The sequence below is a fragment of the Devosia sp. XGJD_8 genome (genome assembly GCF_046614475.1).
Lineage (GTDB): Bacteria > Pseudomonadota > Alphaproteobacteria > Rhizobiales > Devosiaceae > Devosia.
This window is the reverse complement of the sequence record NZ_JBKJHF010000001.1, coordinates 2768481-2788984: the sequence shown is the minus strand read 5'-3', so window position 1 is coordinate 2788984 and position 20504 is coordinate 2768481. Positions and strand designations below refer to the sequence as shown.

17 protein-coding genes are annotated in these 20504 nt (G+C 64.0%); 10 read left to right on the top strand and 7 right to left on the bottom strand.

What is annotated here, in order from left to right:
* Positions 1-84: 84 nt before the first annotated feature.
* The 3 genes from ACLI1C_RS13300 to greA all read right to left on the bottom strand — a co-directional run bounded on the left by ACLI1C_RS13300 (position 85) and on the right by greA (position 2673).
* Complete coding sequence (locus ACLI1C_RS13300; RefSeq protein WP_411397491.1) at positions 85-978, bottom strand: LysR family transcriptional regulator; 894 nt, start codon at positions 976-978, stop codon at positions 85-87.
* 116 nt (positions 979-1094) lie between these two features.
* On the bottom strand, positions 1095-2045 hold the full coding sequence (gene trxB, locus ACLI1C_RS13295; RefSeq protein WP_411397490.1) for a thioredoxin-disulfide reductase: 951 nt from the start codon (positions 2043-2045) through the stop codon (positions 1095-1097).
* A 154-nt stretch (positions 2046-2199) separates the two neighbouring features.
* A complete protein-coding gene (greA, locus tag ACLI1C_RS13290; protein WP_411397488.1) occupies positions 2200-2673 on the bottom strand; it encodes a transcription elongation factor GreA in 474 nt (157 codons plus the stop codon).
* 201 nt (positions 2674-2874) lie between these two features.
* On the opposite strand from greA, the gene ACLI1C_RS13285 reads away from it, so the two are divergent.
* The 3 genes from ACLI1C_RS13285 to ACLI1C_RS13275 all read left to right on the top strand — a co-directional run bounded on the left by ACLI1C_RS13285 (position 2875) and on the right by ACLI1C_RS13275 (position 7543).
* Complete coding sequence (locus ACLI1C_RS13285) at positions 2875-4020, top strand: PQQ-dependent sugar dehydrogenase (protein WP_411397487.1); 1146 nt, start codon at positions 2875-2877, stop codon at positions 4018-4020.
* Positions 4021-4106: 86 nt separating this feature from the next.
* A complete protein-coding gene (locus ACLI1C_RS13280; RefSeq protein ID WP_411397486.1) occupies positions 4107-6275 on the top strand; it encodes an FdhF/YdeP family oxidoreductase in 2169 nt (722 codons plus the stop codon).
* 167 nt (positions 6276-6442) lie between these two features.
* Positions 6443-7543, top strand: coding sequence for a methyl-accepting chemotaxis protein (locus tag ACLI1C_RS13275; protein ID WP_411397485.1), 1101 nt, complete (start codon positions 6443-6445; stop codon positions 7541-7543).
* An 8-nt stretch (positions 7544-7551) separates the two neighbouring features.
* On the opposite strand, the gene ACLI1C_RS13270 is transcribed toward ACLI1C_RS13275, so the two are convergent.
* A complete protein-coding gene (locus tag ACLI1C_RS13270; RefSeq protein ID WP_411397483.1) occupies positions 7552-8445 on the bottom strand; it encodes a TolB family protein in 894 nt (297 codons plus the stop codon).
* 72 nt (positions 8446-8517) lie between these two features.
* Complete coding sequence (locus tag ACLI1C_RS13265; RefSeq protein ID WP_411397482.1) at positions 8518-10704, bottom strand: AI-2E family transporter; 2187 nt, start codon at positions 10702-10704, stop codon at positions 8518-8520.
* Positions 10705-10870: 166 nt separating this feature from the next.
* Between ACLI1C_RS13265 and ettA the strand changes: the two genes are divergently transcribed.
* The 4 genes from ettA to ACLI1C_RS13245 all read left to right on the top strand — a co-directional run bounded on the left by ettA (position 10871) and on the right by ACLI1C_RS13245 (position 14199).
* A complete protein-coding gene (gene ettA, locus ACLI1C_RS13260) occupies positions 10871-12526 on the top strand; it encodes an energy-dependent translational throttle protein EttA (protein WP_411397480.1) in 1656 nt (551 codons plus the stop codon).
* 167 nt (positions 12527-12693) lie between these two features.
* A complete protein-coding gene (locus ACLI1C_RS13255) occupies positions 12694-13020 on the top strand; it encodes a hypothetical protein (protein WP_411397479.1) in 327 nt (108 codons plus the stop codon).
* A 10-nt stretch (positions 13021-13030) separates the two neighbouring features.
* On the top strand, positions 13031-13354 hold the full coding sequence (locus ACLI1C_RS13250; RefSeq protein ID WP_411397478.1) for a hypothetical protein: 324 nt from the start codon (positions 13031-13033) through the stop codon (positions 13352-13354).
* A complete protein-coding gene (locus tag ACLI1C_RS13245) occupies positions 13348-14199 on the top strand; it encodes an alpha/beta fold hydrolase (RefSeq protein WP_411397477.1) in 852 nt (283 codons plus the stop codon). The genes ACLI1C_RS13250 and ACLI1C_RS13245 overlap by 7 nt, the downstream gene beginning before the upstream one ends.
* Positions 14200-14357: 158 nt before the next feature.
* Here ACLI1C_RS13245 and ACLI1C_RS13240 read toward each other — a convergent pair whose 3' ends face one another.
* Positions 14358-14807, bottom strand: a complete 450-nt coding sequence (locus ACLI1C_RS13240) for a host attachment protein (RefSeq protein WP_411397476.1) — start codon at positions 14805-14807, stop codon at positions 14358-14360.
* 194 nt (positions 14808-15001) lie between these two features.
* Between ACLI1C_RS13240 and rarD the strand changes: the two genes are divergently transcribed.
* Entirely contained in the window at positions 15002-15955 is a 954-nt protein-coding gene (rarD, locus tag ACLI1C_RS13235; protein WP_411397474.1) for an EamA family transporter RarD, read from the top strand.
* 6 nt (positions 15956-15961) lie between these two features.
* On the opposite strand, the gene ACLI1C_RS13230 is transcribed toward rarD, so the two are convergent.
* Positions 15962-16855 carry a hydrogen peroxide-inducible genes activator gene (locus ACLI1C_RS13230; protein WP_411397472.1) on the bottom strand — a complete coding sequence of 298 codons (894 nt, stop codon included), beginning with the start codon at positions 16853-16855 and terminating at the stop codon, positions 15962-15964.
* A 97-nt stretch (positions 16856-16952) separates the two neighbouring features.
* Here ACLI1C_RS13230 and katG point away from each other — a divergent pair, with 97 nt between their 5' ends.
* Together katG and ACLI1C_RS13220 are read left to right on the top strand one after the other, a co-directional pair.
* Positions 16953-19154, top strand: a complete 2202-nt coding sequence (gene katG, locus ACLI1C_RS13225) for a catalase/peroxidase HPI (protein WP_411397470.1) — start codon at positions 16953-16955, stop codon at positions 19152-19154.
* Between the two features lie 175 nt (positions 19155-19329).
* Positions 19330-20460, top strand: a complete 1131-nt coding sequence (locus ACLI1C_RS13220) for a DUF2336 domain-containing protein (RefSeq protein WP_411397469.1) — start codon at positions 19330-19332, stop codon at positions 20458-20460.
* Positions 20461-20504: the final 44 nt, after the last annotated feature.

Sequence of the window (20504 nt, the reverse complement as noted above, 5' to 3'; positions counted from 1 at the left end):
GAAGCGCTTCGCCATTCGGCCATAGGCCTCATGGCCTTCTGACCGAAGATCACGCCACTGGCGTGATCTTGCGCAAAGCGCCGGTCAGAAGCTCCACTCTCTCGCCTTGGCGACGAGGAAGTCGCGGAAGACGCCGACGCGCTTGGAGTTCTTGAGGGCGGGCGGATAGACGAAATAGGCTTCGTAGGCGGGCAGCTCGATCTCGGGGAGGACCTGGATCAGGTCGTCTTCCTTTTCGGTGACATAGTCGGGCAGCATGGCGATGCCGATGCCGGCGCGGCAGGCCTGCATCATGCCATAGATCGCATTGACCTTGAGGGCGGCGCGGCGCGGGCTGGAATCGGTACGCCCCATGCGCTCGAGGAAGTTGATGTCGCCCAGATAGGACGGAACCGGCTCGCCGAAGCTGATGATGCGGTGATTGTCGAGCTGTTCGGCGCTCGAGGGCATGCCGTGATCGTCGATATAGGCATTGGATGCGTAGAAGTGGTTGTGCACCGTGAACAGCTTGCGCTGGATCATTTCCGACTGGTTGGGGCGATGCAGGCGGATAGCCACGTCGGCCTCGCGCATGGCCAAGTCGAGCTCGGCGTCGTTCAGGCGGATTTCGAGCTGGATCAGCGGATAGAGCTTGAGGAATTCGTCGAGCCGCGACGACAGCCAGGTCGAGCCGATACCCACGGTGGTGGTGACGATGAGCGGGCCGGTCGGGACGTCCTGGCTTTCGGACATCTGGGTTTCGACCTGCTGCAGCTCCCAATGCATGCGGTGCGCAGTGCGGAACAGCTGTTCACCGACTTCGGTGAGAACGAGGCCGCGGGCATGGCGGATGAAGAGCTTGAGGCCGAGATCGTCTTCCAGCGCGGAAATCTGGCGGGACACGGCCGACTGGCTCATGCCCAGCTTTTCGGCGGCATGGGTGAAACTGCCCGACTCGGCGGCGGTGTGGAAGATCCGGAGCTTGTCCCAGTCGAGCATTTTTCTTGACGCTTTCTACTTGTCGATCAGCCGGGGTGCGGAACCTTGCCCGCCATCACGGCGGAGACATGGCAGGATGCAAAATGAGTGGAGCGTGGATCGCACATCCTGGCAATCTACTCCGCCGCTTCGGCAAGTTCGTGTTCGGCCAGGTATCGTTCGGCTTCCAGCGCCGCCATGCAACCCATGCCTGCGGCAGTGATTGCCTGACGGTAAACATCATCAGTCACATCACCGGCAGCAAAGACCCCAGGAACGTTGGTTTCGGTGGTCCCGGCCTTCACCTGCAGGTAGCCGCCCGGCTTCATGTCGAGCTTGCCGGCAAAGATCGCGGTGGCCGGTGCGTGGCCGATGGCGATGAAGATGCCGTCGATGGGCTGCTCATAGGTGCGGTTGGCCGCAATGTCGCGCAGGGTCACCGAATTGACCGAGGGTGGCATCGCAGAGCCGCCGATATCGGCGATCTCGGTATTCCAGCGCACTTCGATCTTGGGATTCTTGAACAGGCGATCCTGCAGGATGCGCTCGGCGCGGAATTCGCTGCGGCGATGCACCAAAATCACCTTGGAGGCGAAATTGGTGAGGAACAGGGCTTCCTCGACCGCGGTATTGCCGCCGCCGACCACCAGGACTTCCTTGTTGCGATAAAAGAAGCCGTCGCAGGTGGCGCAGGCAGAGACGCCGAAGCCCTGGAACTTCTGCTCGCTGGGCAGGCCCAGCCATTTGGCCTGGGCGCCGGTCGCGATGATCAGGCTGTCGGCGGTGTAGATGTCGCCGCTGTCGCCGGTCAGCACGAAGGGACGGCGGTCGAGATCGACGCTGACGATGAGATCATTGACGATCCTGGTGCCGACATGCTCGGCCTGGGCCTTCATCTGGTCCATGAGCCAGGGGCCCTGGATGACGTCGGCAAAGCCGGGATAGTTCTCGACATCGGTGGTGATGGTCAGCTGGCCGCCGGGCTGCAGACCCTGGATCATCACGGGCTCCAGCATGGCGCGCGCCGCGTAGATCGCAGCGGTGTAGCCGGCCGGACCGGAACCGATGATGATGACTTTCGCGTGCATCGCAACGCTCTCCGACAAAAGCGAGTACTCCTCGGCCGCTAGTTAAAGGGCGAAGGAGTAGTCTTTCAAGGCAAACTGTTCCGCCGCTGGACAAGTCCTGTGGAACAGACCGAAATGTCACACCCGACTTGGGCAAATGCCCAAGTTTTGAGCGTCACGCATACTTTATCTTGATGATTTCGTAGCTCCGGGCACCACCTGGAGCGGCAACCTCGAACGAATCGCCCACCGACTTGCCGATCATCGCGCGGGCGATGGGCGAGGAGATCGAGATGCGGCCGGCCGAAGCATCGGCTTCGGGATCGCCCACGATCTGGTAGGTCTTTTCTTCCTCGGTGTCCTCGTCGATATAGGTGACCGTGGCGCCGAACTTGACCTGGTCGCCTGAAAGCTTGCTGACGTCGATGACATCGGCGAGCGCGAGGATGGTCTCGAGTTCCTTGATGCGGCCCTCGTTGAGGCTCTGCTGTTCCTTGGCGGCCGAATATTCAGCGTTTTCGGACAGATCGCCATGGGCACGCGCTTCCGAGATCGCCTCGACAATGCGACGGCGCTCGCTGGCAGTGCGGTGCTCATATTCGGCGGCCAGGGCCTTTTGGCCTCCAACCGTCATCGGGATCTTTTCCATTATCGTCGCCTCCAATCGGCACGGCAGTTCAATAGCTATCCCCAGCCAAAATCCGTTCGGCGTGCGCTTCACGATTAGTTTTGCGGGGAGATGCGCCCAAATTGCCCGCCTGCCGCGTTCCGGTCAAGCGGTGTCGTCATGAAGATGGTCATGTCCACACCCGCATTCAAGTTTTGGGACTCCAAGCGTCGAAAGGCCCCAATGATGACCGATCATGTTTCCGTCGCCGTCGCGACTGCCCTTGCAACCCTCGCGCTGGCCATGCCGGCGCAGGCGCAGACGGTGGAGTCCAGTGCGGGCAATCTCAGTGCCACGGTGATTGCCGAGGGGCTGGATCATCCCTGGGCACTCGGCTTCCTGCCGGATGGCCGCGTGCTGGTCACAGAGCGGAGCGGACAATTGCGGGTCATCAACAACGGCATCGTCGGCGAGCCGATTGCGGGCGTGCCCGATGTCTATGACCAGGGGCAGGGCGGCCTGCTCGACCTGGCGCTGGCGCCGGACTTCGAGACCAGTGGCCGGATCTACCTTACCTTTGCCGAGCGCGCCCAGGATGCCGGCCAGCAGCGCGGGCAGGGTACGGCGCTACTGTCGGCGAGGCTGGTGCTGGAAGGTGAAGGGGGACGGCTGGAAGACCCGCAGGTGATCTTCCGCATGAATCGCTTCACCAATTCGAACCGGCATTTCGGCTCGCGGGTGGTGATTGGCAATGACGGCAACCTGTTCGTGACGCTGGGCGATCGCGGCGACCAGGATCGCGCCCAGGACCTGGGTGATCTGGCCGGCGCCATCGTGCGCATTGCGCCGGATGGTTCGGTGCCCGCCGACAATCCCACGCCGGAGGGCTGGGCGCCCGAGCTTTGGAGCAAGGGTCATCGCAATCCGCAGGGCGCGACGCTGCGGGCGGACGGGGCGCTGTTCACGGTCGAGCACGGCGCGCGGGGCGGCGACGAGGTCAACATGCCCCAGCCGGGCGCCAATTATGGCTGGCCCGTCATCACCTATGGCGTGGACTATTCGGGCATTCCCATCGGCGAGGGCACGGAAAAGCCGGGGCTGGAGCAGCCGCTGCATTATTGGGACCCATCCATTTCGCCGTCGGGCCTCGACTTCTACGAGGCTGAGTTGATCCCGGGCTGGGAAGGCGACCTGCTGTCGGGCGGCCTCAGCGGGCAGGTGCTGGTGCGGCTTGATATGGATGGCGACGAGATCGTGGGCGAGGAGCGGCTGTTTGCCGGCCAGCTTGGCCGCATCCGCGACGTGCGGGTGGGGCCGGACGGGGCGATCTACCTGCTGACCGACGCGGACAATGGGCGGTTGATCCGCGTGGCGCCAGAGGGCAACTAGGCGCCAGGGCAGAATGTGACGTCGCGCGGCTTGCTTGTCGCGCGGCGCCGCCAGACAATGCAGGGGCAGCAAGCCGGAGCAGTGCATTGGCCGATACCAGCCATATCGTCGGGGGCGGACCCAAGAAGGTTCTCTATACGCTGGCCACCATTGCCCGCATGGGCGTGGGCAAGGCGGGCAAGGCGCTGACCGCCAAAAATGCCTGCAAGGCCTGTGCCTATGGCATGGGCGGGCAGCGCGGCGGCATGACCAATGAACTCGATGAGTTTCCCTCCGTCTGCAACAAGAGCGTGCAGGCGCAGTCGACCGATATCCAGCCGGGCATTCCGCATGAGATATTCGCGCATCCGCTTGCCGACCTGCAGGAGCTGACCGGTCGCGAGATGGAGCATCTGGGGCGGCTGGGTACGCCGCTGTGGAAGGCGGCCGGCTCGGACCACTATGTGCCGGTGGACTGGGACTTTGCCATCGACCACGCGGCCAAGAACCTGGCGGCGACTGACCCGAAGCGGAGCTTCTTCTACTCGTCGGGGCGGTCATCCAACGAGGCGGGCTTCATCTTCCAGCTGCTGGCCCGGGCTTACGGCACGAACAATGTCAACAACTGCTCCTACTATTGCCACCAGGCGACCAGCGAAGGGCTGGCCACGACGATCGGCAAGGGTACGTCCAGCGTCGAACTGGAGGACCTGACCGGAGCGGACCTGATCTTCGTCATCGGCGCCAATCCATCGTCCAACCATCCCCGCTTCATCCACATGCTCAAGAACTGTCGCGAGCGGGGTGGCGAGGTCATCGTCATCAACCCGGCAAAGGAGCCGGGGCTGGTCAAGTTCGCGGTGCCCAAGTCGCCCAGTTCCATGCTCAAGGGTGGCAGCGAGATTGCCTCGGACTACGTGCAGCCGCGCATCGGCTCGGATATTGCCCTGATGAAGGGCATCGCCAAGGCGGTGCTGGACATGGGCTATGAGGACCGTGCGTTCATCGCGGCCTACAGCAGCGGCTTTGCCGGCTTCGAGGCCGATCTCAAGGCGCTCGGCTGGGACGAGATCACGGCCGCATGCGGAATCGGGGTCGATGAGATCAGGCATATCGCCACCCGATACGGTGAGGCCAAGCGGGTCGTGTTCGCCTGGGGCATGGGCATGACGCACCACATCCATGGCGTCGCCAATGTGGAGGCCATCGCCAATCTCGCGATTTTGCGCGGCATGGTGGGCAAGCGCTATGCGGGCCTGCTGCCGCTGCGCGGGCATTCCAATGTGCAGGGCATCGGCACGATCGGGGTCAAGCCGGTGCTGGCCAAGGATGTGCTGGCGAAGATGGAGGCCGAGTTCGGGGTGAAGTTCCCCGAGGAGAAGGGCTTTGATACCATGGCCTGCCTCAAGGCGGCCGAAGCGGGCGGGATCGATAGTGCCGTCATCATGGGTGGCAATCTGTGGGGCGCCACGCCGGACCGGGCCTTTGCCAGCCGGGCCATGGAGGCCATTGGTTTCAAGCTGTTCCTCACCACTACGCTCAATATGGGCCATGTGCATGGGCTGGGCGATGGCGACGTTCTGGTGCTGCCGGTGACGGCACGCGACGAGGAGTGGGAGCCCACTACGCAGGAGTCGATGTTCAACTATGTGCGGCTCAGCGATGGCGGCATTCGCCGGCTGGACAATGTGCGTCCCGAGAGCTGGATCCTGGGAGAGATCGGGCAGCGCCTGCTGCCCAATTCGCCGATCGCCATCAAGACATTCTGCGCCCATTCGAAGGTGCGCAATGCCATCGCCGCCATCGTGCCGGGCCTCGAGGAACTGGCCGACATCGATGTGGCCAAGCAGGAATTCCACATCAAGCACCGGGTGATGCATGTGCCCGAATTCGGCACGCCAGACGGCAAGGCACATTTCGTGGTGACGCCGCTGCCGATGTTGCAGCGCGAGCGGCTGACGCTAGCCACGATGCGCAGCGAGGGGCAGTTCAACACCATCATCTACGAGGAGAAGGACAGCTATCGCGGTGGGGCCGGGCGGCAGGCCGTGTTTCTCAATAGCCAGGACATGGCGGCGTTCGGCGTGCATGAGGGGCAGACGGTGACGCTGGCATCGGAGACCGGGCGCATGGCAGCCATTGCCACGGCATTTGACCTGCCGCGTGGCAGTGCGATGGCTTACTATCCCGAAGCCAATGTTCTGGTGGGCACGCAAGTTGATCCGCGTAGCAAAACGCCAGCATTCAAGTCAGTACCCGTGTGGATTGAGGCATAAGTACTGCCTAAATATTGGGCAGATCAGTATTTCCGCCCGTGTTTACAGAAAAGTTACCATAGAGGCGCAGCATCCCCACTCGGAAAGCATCGCGCTGCCGGATTGCCAGCCCTGCTGACAGGCGGTCCTGCACGGCGCGTTGTCCCACGGTGCAACTGGGATCAAGCATGAGCTCGAACGACACGTCAGCGGTCAATGCATCGCCCCGCGCCATGCGCGTGGTGATGGACGGCATCAGCGGGGAATTGCAGAGCTATTCGAACAGCAACCTGCAGATCGTCAAGCAGACCAAGCTCCTGGCCATCAATGCCATTATCGAGGCGGCGCGGGCCGGCGACGCGGGCAAGGGCTTCGCCGTGGTGGCTGACGAAGTGCAGCGACTGGCCGATCGTGCCGCCGATATCGCGGTACGCTTTCAGGACGTGCTGGTGGGGCGGATATCGCTGAGCCGAACCATGAGCGAGACCCTCGTCGACGAAATGGAAGGCGTGCGCCTCATCGACCTGGCGCAGTCGCTCGTCCAGCTGATCGTGCGCAATCTCTATGAACGAACGGCCGACGTGCGCTGGTGGGCCACCGATACGGCGCTGTGGCAGGCGCTGGACGAAGGGGCGGATCCCGACGCGGTGGCCTTTGCCGCCGAGCGGCTGGCCACGATCAACAAGTTCTACAGCGTCTATTGCGACCTCGTGCTGACCAATGCGCAGGGCAGGGTGGTGGCCAGTGCCAATCCGGCGCATGCGCGCGCCCTCATGGGCGTCGACCTGTCGCGCGAAGCCTGGTTTCGCGCGGCGCGCAACACGACGTCGGGCGACGACTATGCGGTGGGCGACGTGATGGAAAGCGCGCATCATGACCGGCAGGACGTGCTGGTCTACAGCACGGCGGTGCGGACCAACGGGCGGGCCAATGGCCAGGTGCTCGGCACGCTGGGGGTCTATTTCGACTGGCAGAACCAGGGCCAGTCCATTGTCGAGACCGAGGCGGCCCTGCCGCCCAAGATCGCCGAGCGAACGGAAGTCATGCTGCTCGATGGCAAGGGCAAGGTGATCGCCTCGACCCGGCCGGCCAGTCGCTTCACCACCTTCGACCTGCGCCATGAGGATCGCCAGCGCGGCAGCTATTACGACGGGCAGGGCAATATCATCGCCTTCGCGCGTACGCTGGGCTACCAGGAATATGACGGGCTGGGCTGGTGGGGCGTCGTCATGCAGCGCACCGAGCAGGATGACAGCATCCGCCAGGCCCTGGGCATCACCAGCCGCTAAACAGGCTCCTAGTGCTTCGGATAGGCGACGTAAGCCAGCCGCTGGCTGTCCGGTGCCCAGCTGTTGACGTTGATGGTGCCCTGGCCACCGAAGAAACTGGCCAGGGTGCGCATGGGGCCACCTTCCGGCGCCATCAGCCGCAGCAACACATCCTTGTCGGCGGGGTGGCCGGTGGTGCCCTGCGGATAGCTCAGCACCGAGACATGCCGGCCATCGGGCGACAGGTGCGGGAACCAGTTCACGTAGCTGTCGAAGGTCAGCTGTTCGAGCCCGCTGCCGTCAGCAGCGTTCATGCGGAACACCTGGGCATGGCCCGGGCGGCTCGCCGCCAGTTCCGAGTTGAAATAGATCCAGCGGCCATCGGGGGAATATTCGGGACCGTCGTTTGGCATGGACAGGTCGGTCAGCCGCGTGTCGGGCCCGCCGGATGCGGGAATGGTGAAGACGTTGACCTGCCGCTCGTCATGGCGCTGTTCCACCGCAACATAGGCCAGCGTTTCGCCATCGGGCGAAATGCCATGCAGATAGTAGTGGAAGGGCGTGTCATGCGTGTTGGAGACGCGGCGCGGCGTGCCACCGGCAAAGGGCACGGCATAGAGGTGGCCGTCGTCGGAGCTGACATAGATGGTGCTGCCATCGGGTGACAGCACATGGTCATTGTTGAGGTCGGCCAGCGCGCCGGTATCAATCTGCTCGGGGTCACCGCCCGTGGGGGCAATGCGGAACAGCCTGCCACCGGCATTGAAGACCAGCCAGCTTCCATCCGCGCTCCAGTTCGGCGCCTCGATCACCTCATCGGCGGTGTAGACCAGTTGCTGGCGGCCAGTCAGATCGATGACGATCAGTTCGGAGCGCTGGTCGGGCGCCAATGAGCGGCCACGACGCGGAAAAATGACGGACATGGAGAACCTGGAAACGAGGGCGAGACGGGGAGCCTAGAGGAGAAGACCCTCGCCCGCCAGCCATTGGCCGATCTATGCGGCTACGGCTCCGCCCTGGCCAAAGCGCTGGACCAGATCATCGGCTGCAGCCTGCAGCTGGGCGATGTCCTCGGGGCCGAATTCGCGAGGCTCGTAGTCGAGCAGCGCCAGGGCACCGATGCAGCTCCCGTCGTCGAGGATCAGCGGGACGGCGGCATAGAGGTCTATGCCATTGGTCTGCAGATAGGCATTGTCCCCCACCAGGGGATGCGGCGTCTGCGACTGGACGATCAGCGGCTTGCGGGTTTCGGCTACGATGGTGGTCAGGCGGAAGGCGGCTTCGTCTTCGGCGTGCCGATCGTCATGCAGCAGGTTGATGGTGGCGAAGGGAATGCCGAAGGCATCGGCAATCTGCTCGATGGCCTGGCCAAGCGCATCGTCCCCGCGGCCGGCGCCGGCGAAAGGCTCGACCTTGCCGCTGGCATGCAGCTCGCTGATTTCCAGCTGGTGCAGGTTGACCAGGGCGCCTTCGACGGCATCATCCATCGTGCGGAAGATGGTGTCCACATGCAGGGTTTCAGCGGATTCCTGGGCGCTGGACTCGTGCAGCGCGCAGACGATGACGCGCGTATCGGGTGCCATGCGACGGATGCGGCGGGCGGCATAGCGCGTCTGGGCACGAATATCGTCGCCCATGAAGACCAGCACGACGGCCTCGACGCCATCGAGATCGAGGCGGCCGATCGCCTCCTGCCGGATCGCCACCGGCGGCAATACGCGGCTGGCAATGCCTTCATTGGCGAGACGGATGCCCAGCAGCGTCGCGGCGCATTCGTCGATCTCAGTGCGGCCGCCGATCAGCAGCAGCGCGCTCTGCTCGGGCCAGTCGACCTTGGCGACTTCATCCACCAGGGCCTCGAAGGACTGCACCAGCTGGCGGCGCTGCGGCAGGGCCTCGGGGCCATCGGCCAGCTCGCTGCTGGCCAGGCGCAGCGCCGGCATCATGACCTCGTCGAGGTAATGCTGGGTGTCGTGCGCCTCGATATGATCCTCCGTCATCTCGATGGCGTCTTCGGTATTGCCCCGCAGCATGCGCTGGTAGAGCCGTTCTGGTGGTGACAGCACCGGCTCGCTGCCCAAGAGGGTTTCGAGGAACTGGAACTGCGGCAGGTGGCGCCCGATCACGACAAGGCACACTGTCATGGGCGTGGCGAGGATCAGGCCCACCGGACCCCACATGGTGGCCCAGAACATGGCAGAGAGCAGGATGGCTATGGCCGAGACGCCCGTGCTCGAGCCATAGAGGCGCGGCTCGATGACATTGGCGGTGGTCAGATCGAGCACCAGAAACAGGCCCACCGACATGAGCAGCATGTTCCAGCCCGGATCGACGGCAAAGGCGAGCAGGAACGGCACCATGGCGATGATCAGCGCGCCGACGAAGGGAATATAGCGGAAGAGGATGATGAGCAGGCCCCAGAGCACCGCGCTGGGCACGCCGATGAGCCAGAGGCCGATGCCGAATATGGTGCCATAGACGGTGTTCACGGCCAGCTGGATCAGCAGGTAGCGCCCGACGCGCTGGCTGGCGTCGGCAATGGCCATGTTGGTCTTCGAATAGCGCCCGGCGCTGACGAGGCGGATGAAACGCTCCTGCAGGTCGCCGCGACCCATGAGCAGGAAGATGAGGAAGACGGCGACGATGGCCACGGTGGCGACCGGGCCGATGATCGACCCCAGCACCGAGCTCAGGATGCCGAGCGGACCGATTTCGTTGGAAATGGTGACGGGAATGGGCGCGCCGGGCCGGGTTTCCCCGGCGCCTTCCATCTCGGTGGTGAGCCGTTCGATGGCGCCATTGATCTGGTCGATCAGGGAATTGTTGCCGAACTGCTCCTGCAGGCCGGACATCTTGGCAATGATGGTTTCCTGATAGCCCGGCAGTTCCGCGGCCAGCTTGGCGACCTGCGTGCCCGAGATGAAGGCGAAGCCGCCAAGGGCGGTAAGCGCCAGGGCCACCGCGAGGATGACCGCGACGGGGTCTGGCAGGTGCAGCCGCCGGTTGAACCAGGTGACGAGCGGCGCCAGGGCGAAAGCCAGCAGGATGGCGAGGACCAGCGGGACCAGGATGCCCGCGCCGAGATAGAGCAAGGCCGCGATCAGCGCGAATGTCGCCACGCTCTCGAATACGGAGGGGCGGTTGGGCATTTCGGACGGGAACGGCAGTTGACGCTGAGGCAAGGCTGTTATCTCCCGGCCACAGGTAACGCGGCAGTGGGGGAAATGTTCCGGCCGCCGGGGGCGTCGTGGTCCTGCCCAATGTGCCAGGGTGCCCGTTGCCCCTGCGCCCCTCTTGGCCTACATAGACGGCCAAATCCACGGAAGTCTCGAAGAGGTCCGCAAGCCTATGGCTCGCCAGTTCATCTACCACATGCACGGAATGTCCAAAGCCTATGCCGGCGGCAAGAAGGTCCTGGACAATATCCATCTCTCCTTCTACCCCGACGCCAAGATCGGCGTGCTGGGCCCCAATGGCTCGGGCAAGTCGACGCTGCTCAAGATCATGGCGGGCATCGACACCGAGTTTCAGGGCGAGGCCTGGGCCGACAAGGGCGCGCGCGTCGGCTACCTGGCGCAGGAGCCCGAGCTCGACCCGGCGCTGAACGTGCTGGGCAATGTGATGACCGGCGTCAAGGAAAAGAAGGCCATCGTCGATCGCTACAACGAGCTGATGATGGACTATTCGGACGAGACGGCCGATGAAGCCACGCGGCTGCAGGACCAGATTGACGCCGAGAATCTGTGGGATCTCGAAAGCCAGGTCGAAGTGGCCATGGAAGCGCTGGGCTGCCCGCCCGCCGATTCCGACGTCACCACGCTGTCGGGTGGCGAGCGGCGCCGCGTGGCGCTCTGCGCCCTGCTGCTGAGCAAACCCGACCTGCTGCTGCTGGACGAGCCGACCAACCATCTCGATGCCGAGACCACGGCATGGCTCGAACGCCACCTGCGCGAATTTGCCGGCGCCGTGCTGATCATCACCCACGATCGCTACTTCCTCGACAATGTCACCGGCTGGATCCTCGAGCTCGACCGCGGTCGTGGCGTTGCCTATGAGGGCAATTACTCGGCCTATCTGGGCGCCAAGGCCAAGCGCTTCGCCCAGGAGAAGAGCGAAGATGCTGCCCGCGCCAAGGTGCTGGAGCGGGAAAAGGAATGGATGGGCCAGAGCCCGCAGGCGCGCCAGACCAAGTCCAAGGCCCGCCTCAAGGCCTATGACGAACTGGTCAAGATCAACGAGGCGCGCACGCAGTCATCCACCGCGCAGATCATCATCCCAGCCGGCGAACGGCTGGGGAACAATGTCATCGACGTCGAGGGGCTGTCCAAGTCGTTCGGCGATCGCCTCCTGATCGACAATCTCAGTTTCAAGCTGCCTCCGGGCGGCATTGTGGGCATTATCGGCCCGAACGGCGCCGGCAAAACTACGCTGTTCAAGATGCTGACGGGCCAGGAACAGCCCGACGCCGGCACGGTGACCGTGGCCGAGAATGTGCATCTTGGCTATGTCGACCAGAGCCGCGACAGCCTCAACCCCAACAAGACCGTCTGGGAAGAAATCTCGGAAGGCGACGAGGTGCTGATGCTGGGCAAGCGCGAGGTCAATTCGCGCGCCTATACGTCCTCATTCAACTTCAAGGGCGGCGACCAGCAGCAGAAGGTGGGCAATCTCTCGGGCGGGCAGCGCAACCGCGTGCACCTGGCCAAGATGCTCAAGAGCGGCGCCAATGTGCTGCTGCTCGACGAGCCCACCAACGATCTGGACACCGAAACCCTGGCCGCGCTCGAAGAGGCGCTCGAGGAATTCGCCGGCTGCTGCGTCATCATCAGCCACGATCGCATGTTCCTCGACCGCCTGGCCACGCATATGCTGGCCTTTGAAGGCAACAGCCACGTGGAATGGTTCGAAGGCAACTTCGCGGACTATGAAGCGGACAAGATCCGCCGGCTCGGCGCCGACGCGGTGAACCCCAAGCGGGCCACTTACAAGCCGCTTACGCGGTAGTGATACTGGAAGGCCGGCGGGGCAACCGCCGGCCTTCATGTTAACGAACGCAGTCGAACCCCATTCCGATAATAGTGCGGGATGGCCAAAACTGTGCGACATAGATTTCAAACGGTATGATGACTGCCGGGCGATCCATTGGGTTCGCGCGTTGCTGTGGGGGCAAAATGAAATTTCTGACGGCGACCCTGATCTGGGCCGCGATGGTGGTAGCGGCCTCAGCGGCGCCGGGGCAGTGTTCGGTGACGGGGTATGACAGCTTCGATTGCGACGTGGCGCTGGATGGTGGCGGGCTGACATTCGAATTGCCCGATGGTGGTATTTTTGCCTTCACGGTGATCGAAGAAGACCTTGGCGAGGTTTACCTTATCGCGGCGGATGCGGCGCCGGGGCAGCCGCCACGGGTCTTGCGCGATTTCCGCCCGCTGGACGGGCAGCCGGGATGCTGGGCCCGCGACGAGGACTATCAGTTCTGCGTGCTGCTCGAGCAATAGGAGGCTTTCGATGAAGGTCTTGATGGCAGCGGGCCTGATGGCGCTGCTGCTTGCCGCGGAGGCGTCCGCCAAGGACGCACTGTGCGAAACCACCGATGATCTGGCCTATCCCTGCACTTTCGAAGTGCTCGACGATGCTGGGAGCTTTGAAATCTCGGCGAAAGGCAAGCCGACCTATCAGGTCTGGGTCGACGCGCCCGGGCTGGCCACGGTCGGCGCGGTGTTCGAGCCGGGCGGGCGCTCGGTGGCGCTGCCGGGTGTCTATCATCGGTCCGAGGACGATGGCGCCTGCTGGGTGAGCGACGCCACCGGGACGCAGATCTGCGCATGGTAGGCGAGGCATTTTCGGTGACGGTCGGCCAGGCGCGCCTGGCCGGTTGGCAGGCGGGCGAAGGCCTGCCCGTGGTGTTCCTGCATGCCGGGGTCTGCGACAAGCGGATGTGGGAAAGCCAGATGGCGGCCGTCGCCGAGGAGGGCTGGCAGGCCATCGCCTATGACCGGCGCGGCTATGGCGAGACCGTGAGTGCCGACGAGGCGTTCAGCCATGTTGACGATCTCGAGGCGGTGCTCAAGGCGCTCGACATTCATGCGGCGGTGTTTGTCGGCTGCTCGATGGGCGGCGGGCTGGCGCTGGACTTTGCGCTGCGCCATCCGGGCCGGGTGATCGGGCTGGTGCTGATCGGCACCTCGGTGACAGGGGCGCCCTGGAGCGCCACCGATGCCGAAAGCCAGATCGAGGCTGCCGAGGAGGACGCGTTCGAGCGTGGCGATCTCGACATGCTCAACCGGGTGCAGGCGCATGAATGGCTCGACGGGCCGCGCGCGCAAAGCGGTCGCGTGGGTGGTGCGGTGCGCGCCCTGTTCATGGACATGAATGCCATTGCGCTGGCCAAGCCGGCCCTGACTTTGGAAGAGCGTTCGCCCCATGCCTGGACGCGTATGGCCGAGGTGGGGGCGCCGACTTTGCTGCTGGTGGGCGACGAGGATTTCACCGCGCTGATCGACCGGCATGAGCATCTGTCGGAGGAAATGCCCAATGCCTTTGCGGCGGTGCTGGAGGGTGTGGCGCATATTCCCAGCATCGAACGGCCTGAACTGGTCAATTCCATGCTGCTCGAATTTCTCGACGCCATCGAAGGTGGCGACGACGAGGAAAACATCGACGATACAGACGATTAGGCAGTGGCGCTTTGCCTGGGCGGGCGGTTGCTTGCGGCCTGATTCAACGCGTTGCCATGCCGATTCAAGTCATTGAGAAGCCGATTCAACGCGATGAAACGTTGAATCGGCTTTTGTGTTTAGTTCGTTGAAAATGAAGCGCTTTTGCGGTCTGCGGTTCAGGCCGCAATAATCCCGTCCAGGTGCTGATCGAGCTCTGCCGTGGGCAGGTTGGTCAGGTCCTTGTTGAGCTCGGCAATGATGGTCTTCTTGACGGCCGGAGACACCGCCTTGCGGATTTCGCCCAGAGCATCCGGGCCGGCGGCGATCACCAAGCGGTCGAAATCGCCCTGCTGCTGATGGCGATCGAGCACGTCGGCCAGCGACTTGAGGAACTCGGCTTCACGATGTTCCACCGGGTCGGTCTTGGGTTCCATGGCGCTGCGGCCATGGCCGACGGCGGAGTGGCTGCGACCGGGCCGGTCGGACATGATATCCTGCGCGGAAAACGCACCGATGGTCCAGTCGAGTCCGCGAACCTGCTTGAGCCCCTTGCCCGGTCCGGTATTCTCGAGGACACGACCCTGCGTGCCGTCGGCGATCAAGACCCAGGTGACGGTTTTTTTCATGATGTGCTCCTGCTGGTGTCGGTCGTGGTGGGAGCGCCGGACTGGCGCTGCCCCCTCAACGCCCTTGCAGGTGAAAGGTTGGCCTTTCCCATCAGCAATGCAAGCCCGGCGGATCACAAACTCTGATTGGCGGCGCGGCGGGCGCCCTGCTATCAGGGCACTTTCAGGCACCCGATACGGGTGCGGAGTTTTTAATGTCTCTTCCCGAATCTGCTCCGGAGGCCATCGCGCCGCCTGCGGTGGCCGCACCCTCCCAACTCGCCAGCACCGATACACGCAATGGCGTGCTCGCGGCACTGGCGGCTTACCTGTTGTGGGGCTTCCTGCCATTGCTGTTCAAGCAGGTCGAGGCGGCCGGCTCGGTGCTGATCGTGGCAGAGCGTACCGTGTGGTCGCTGGTGCTGCTGGCGGTGATCCTGCGCTTTTCAGGTGGCTTCGGCGATGTGCGCGCGCTGCTCGCCGACCGGAAGCGGGCGCTGGGCACGCTGCTGTCGGCCGTGCTGCTGGCCGGCAACTGGCTGCTCTATGTCTGGGCGGTGGAAACCGGACAGGTGCTGGAAGCCAGCTTCGGCTATTTCATCAATCCGCTGGTCAACGTGCTGATGGGCATGATCCTGTTGGGCGAGCGGCAGAACCGCCTGCAGACCGTTTCCATCCTCATGGCTGCGGTGGCCATTGCCATCCAGGCGATAGCCCTGGGCACCATTCCCTTCATCGCGCTGGGCCTGGCCCTGTCCTTCGGCTTCTACGGCTATTTCCGCAAGACGGCGCAGTTGGGGCCTGCCTCCGGGCTGTTCGCCGAGACGGCCATGCTGACGCCGGCGGCGCTGGCCTTTGTCGGCTATAGCCTCATCACCACCGGTCCCGGCATTCATGCCGATCCCTATTTGATGACGTGGATGGTGCTTACCGGTCCGGCCACGGCCATTCCGCTGCTGCTGTTTGCCTTTGCCGTGCGGCGGCTGCGGCTGACGACGATCGGCATGTTCCAGTATCTGGCGCCGTCGATCCAGTTCCTGCTGGCGATCCTGGTGTTCGGCGAGCATCTCGACGGGTTGCGCCTGCTCAGCTTCGCGCTGATCTGGGTTTCGCTGCTGGTGTTCAGCTATGACAGCTTCCGCAGGCGGGGCCGGGCGGCAACGGCCTGACCAGCGTCAGCGCGCCTGGGTGGCCTGGATAACCTCGGCCATGCGTTCGAAGGTCTTGCCGAAGGGGGTCGCCTCGCGCCAGACCAGCGAGAGCACGCGCCCCGCGCCGGGTGAGCCCAGCGCATGAATGGCAATGCGCGGGTCGGTCGCCTCCTTGCGCAGGGCAATGCGCGGCAGCAGGGTGACGCCCTGGCCATTGGCGACGAATTCCACAATGGTCGAGAGCGAGGTTGCGGCGAAGGTGCGGGACGACGGGTCCCCGTTCAGCCGGCAGGCCGCAATGGTCTGGTCGCGGAAGCAATGGCCTTCGTCGAGCAGCAGGATGCGCTCGGGCGCCAGATTGGCGAGCGACACCGGCTCGATAGTGGTTTCGTCAAGGCAGGTGGCCAGGACGAAGGGATCGTCAAACAGCGGACGGCTGACCAGCCGAGGCGTGTGTTGCGGCGCCTCGGTGCCGATCAGGGCCACATCGAGCGTGCCATCAACCAGGCCGGCGAGCAGCGCATCGGTGCGGTTCTCGCTCACGGTGAAGTCGAGGTCGGGCAGGGCTGCGGTCAGTGCAGGAAAAATCTCGGGCAGCAGGTAGGGCGCGACGGTGGGAATGAGCCCGAAGCGGATGGGGCGGCCCGGCTGGCTGGCATGACCATGCGCGAAGGTGGAGAGGGCGTCCGCCAGGTCCACGATCTCCCTGGCCCGGCGCACGAATTCACCGCCAAACGGCGTCAGCTGGGCGCCGGTCTTGAGGCGATCGAACAGCGGCATGCCGCATTGTGCCTCGAGCGCCAGGATCTGCTGGGACAGGGCGGGCTGCGTCACGGCGCAATCCTGGGCAGCGCGGCCGAAATGACCCGTCCGCGCTACGGCGACCGCATAGCGCATCTGCTTGAGCGAAATTTCCAAGATAAGCCTGCCCTATCGAGATCGGAAGAATTATCGATTGGTCTAATCGATCAGGGCTTCCTATAGAAGCTCCCAGAAACAAATTTGGAGCCCCAAAATGGACGATAAGCCAAACGCCGAAGCGCAGGGCGCAGCCGCCGAAGCCAAGTGCCCGGTCAACCATGGCGGCGGCGGGGGCGGCAGCAAGAGCCGCGGCAATCGCGACTGGTGGCCCAAGCAGCTCGACCTGCAGATGCTGCACCGCAATTCGCCCATGTCCAATCCCATGGACGATGATTTCAGCTATGCCGAAGCGTTCAAGACGCTCGATCTTGAGGCGGTGAAGCGCGACCTGCATGCCCTGATGACCGACTCGCAGGATTGGTGGCCGGCCGATTTCGGGCACTATGGCGGTCTGTTCGTGCGCATGGCCTGGCACAGCGCCGGCACCTATCGCATCACCGACGGGCGCGGCGGCGCCGGGCAGGGGCAGCAGCGCTTCGCGCCGCTCAATTCCTGGCCGGACAATGCCAGCCTCGACAAGGCGCGTCGCCTGGTCTGGCCGATCAAGCAGAAATACGGCAACAAGATTTCCTGGGCCGACCTGATGATCCTGACTGGCAATGTCGCGCTGGAATCCATGGGCTTCAAGACATTCGGCTTTGCCGGCGGTCGTGCCGATGTGTGGGAGCCCGAAGAGCTGTTCTGGGGTCCGGAAGGCACCTGGCTGGGCGACGAGCGCTATAGCGGCGAACGCCAGCTGAGCGAACCGCTGGGCGCGGTGCAGATGGGCCTGATCTATGTCAATCCGGAAGGCCCGAACGGCAAGCCCGACCCGGTGGCAGCGGCGCGCGACATTCGCGAGACGTTCAGCCGCATGGCGATGAATGACGAGGAAACCGTGGCGCTGATCGCCGGCGGGCACACCTTCGGCAAGACGCATGGCGCGGGCGACCCGTCGCTGATCGCGGCCGAGCCGGAAGGGGCCGATCTCGAAGACCAGGGCCTGGGCTGGAAGAGCAAGCATGGCACTGGCGTGGGCGCCGATGCGATCACCTCGGGCCTCGAGGTGACCTGGACGCAGACGCCGACGCGCTGGAGCAACTTCTTCTTCGAGAACCTGTTCAAGTATGACTGGCAGCTGACCACCAGCCCGTCGGGCGCCAAGCAGTGGGTCGCCATGACGACCGATGCGGTGATCCCCGATGCCTTCGATCCGGCCCGCAAGCGCCTGCCGACCATGCTGACCACCGACCTGTCGCTGCGCTTCGATCCGATCTACGAGAAGATCTCCCGCCGCTTCCTCGAAAATCCCGACCAGTTCGCCGATGCCTTTGCCCGCGCCTGGTTCAAGCTGACCCATCGCGACATGGGCCCCAAGGTCCGCTATCTCGGGCCGGAAGTGCCGGCGGAAGACCTGATCTGGCAGGACGTGATCCCGCCGGTCGATCATGACCTGGTGGGTGAGCAGGAGATTGCCCAGCTCAAGGACAAGATCAGTGCCTCCGGCCTGACCGTGTCGGAGCTGGTGTCGACGGCCTGGGCGTCGGCCTCCACCTTCCGCGGTTCGGACAAGCGTGGCGGTGCCAATGGCGCGCGTATTCGCCTGGCCCCGCAGAAGGACTGGGAGGTCAACCGGCCGACCCAACTCGCCCGGGTGCTGGCGACGCTCGAAGCGATCCAGCAGGACTTCCAGACGAGCGGCAGGAAAGTGTCGCTGGCCGACCTGATCGTGCTGGCCGGTGGCGTGGGCGTCGAAAAGGCGGCAGCGGCTGCCGGGCATGCGGTCACGGTGCCCTTCACCCCCGGGCGCATGGACGCGTCCCAGGAGCAGACCGATGTGGCATCCTTCGCCGCGCTCGAGCCGCGCACCGATGGGTTCCGCAATTATCTCAGCGGCCGCCAGTTCATGGAGCCCGAAGAGGCCCTGGTCGACAGGGCGCAGCTGCTGCGCCTGACCGGCCCGGAAATGACCGTGCTGGTCGGCGGCCTGCGCGTGCTCAAGGTGGGCGTCAACAACCACGGCATCTTCACCGACCGACCGGAAACGCTGACCAACGACTTCTTCCTCAACCTCCTGGACATGGCCACCCAATGGGCGCCCAAGCCCGGCGAGAAGGGTGTCTATGAGGGGCGTGACCGCAAGACGGGTGCGTTCCGCTGGACCGGCACGCGTGTCGACCTGATCTTCGGCTCGCATTCGCAGCTGCGGGCGCTGGCCGAAATCTATGGCCAGTCCGACTCTGCAGGCAAGTTTGTGCACGACTTCGTCGCTGCCTGGGTCAAGGTGATGAACGCCGATCGCTTCGACCTGCGCTGAGCCTGACTGAATCGAGAACCTATCAAGGCCCCGCCAGCAGGCGGGGCCTTTGCTTTTCCGCTCCGGACACTCGTTAAAATTTGAATCAATTGCCCGCCTTTGCCTTCAGCCTGCGCAAGAAGGTCCCCCTGCATGCTCATGGTTCCTAGTACGGCAGAAGCCGGGAGTATTCAGAATGAGCGAACTTGACGAAGGCCTGCGGGCGTTTTCGAGTTTTCGCGTCTTGAATGGTGAGGACAACCATTCCGAACGCGAACAGTTGTTCCGAAACATGGCGCAGCTTTTCAGCTATGTGTCAGATCGGTGCGACGACGAGCAAGTCGCTCAATATGACGAGGTGCTGTGCCAGTTGGCGGCGCTGGTCGAGGTCGAGGCGCGGGTGCATGTCGCCAAGCTACTGGCCCCGCTCGAGCGAGCGCCCGGCACCGTGGTGGTCAAGCTGGCCAATGACGTCATCGAGGTGGCCAAGCCGCTGCTGGAATTCTCCAATGTGCTCTCGGATGACGACCTGATCGACATCATCGCCGGCCAGAGCGAGGAACATCGCGTCGCCATTGCCGGCCGCAATACCGTGCCCGAGCGGGTGGGCGAGGCGATTGTCGAGCATGGCGATCGGTCCTCGGTGGTTCGCCTCGTGCGCAATGCCAATGCCGAATTCGACAAGGCGACGCTGGAAAAGCTGGTGGAACGCGCGACGCGCGATGCCGAGATTGCCGCCGACCTGCGCAACCGCCACGATATCGACTGGAAGTCGCTGCGCGGGGAAATCGACTCGGTTTCCAACAAGGTGCTGGAGACGCTGGGCGAGGTCGACCGGCGCATCGATCCGGTGGCGGCCGGCAAGATCAACGCCGTCGTCTACAACCGCATGCGCAACCGCGCCGGCTTTTCTGCCAATGAATGGAAGGTGGCCTATAATCAGGTCAAGGCGCTCAGCGACCGCAAGCAGCTCAACGATCGGGCGCTGGCCCGCTTCGCGCGCTTTGGCTATGGGCACCATGCGGCCGCGGCACTCACGGTCATCCTGAGCGTGGCGCCCGAGGTCTTTGTCAAATGGCTCGCCAGCCAGGACTATGTAGCGGTCACGGTGGCCCTCAAGGCGGCCGGCCTGCAGCCGGACATGTTCGAGGCGATCCTGGCAACGCTGCCCTGGCGCGACCTGCCTTCGGAGGCCGACAAGAAGATGGTGGTGAGCCGCTTCGAGGCCCTCGACACCGATGAGGCGCAGGGCATTTTCGAGCTGTGGCGCGCCCATTCCTTCCGCAAGCGGGCGGTCAGTGAAGAACGCGGCCAGATCGTGGCCTAACATCCCTCTGGACCTCTCACGCAACTAGATATAAAGACATCTTT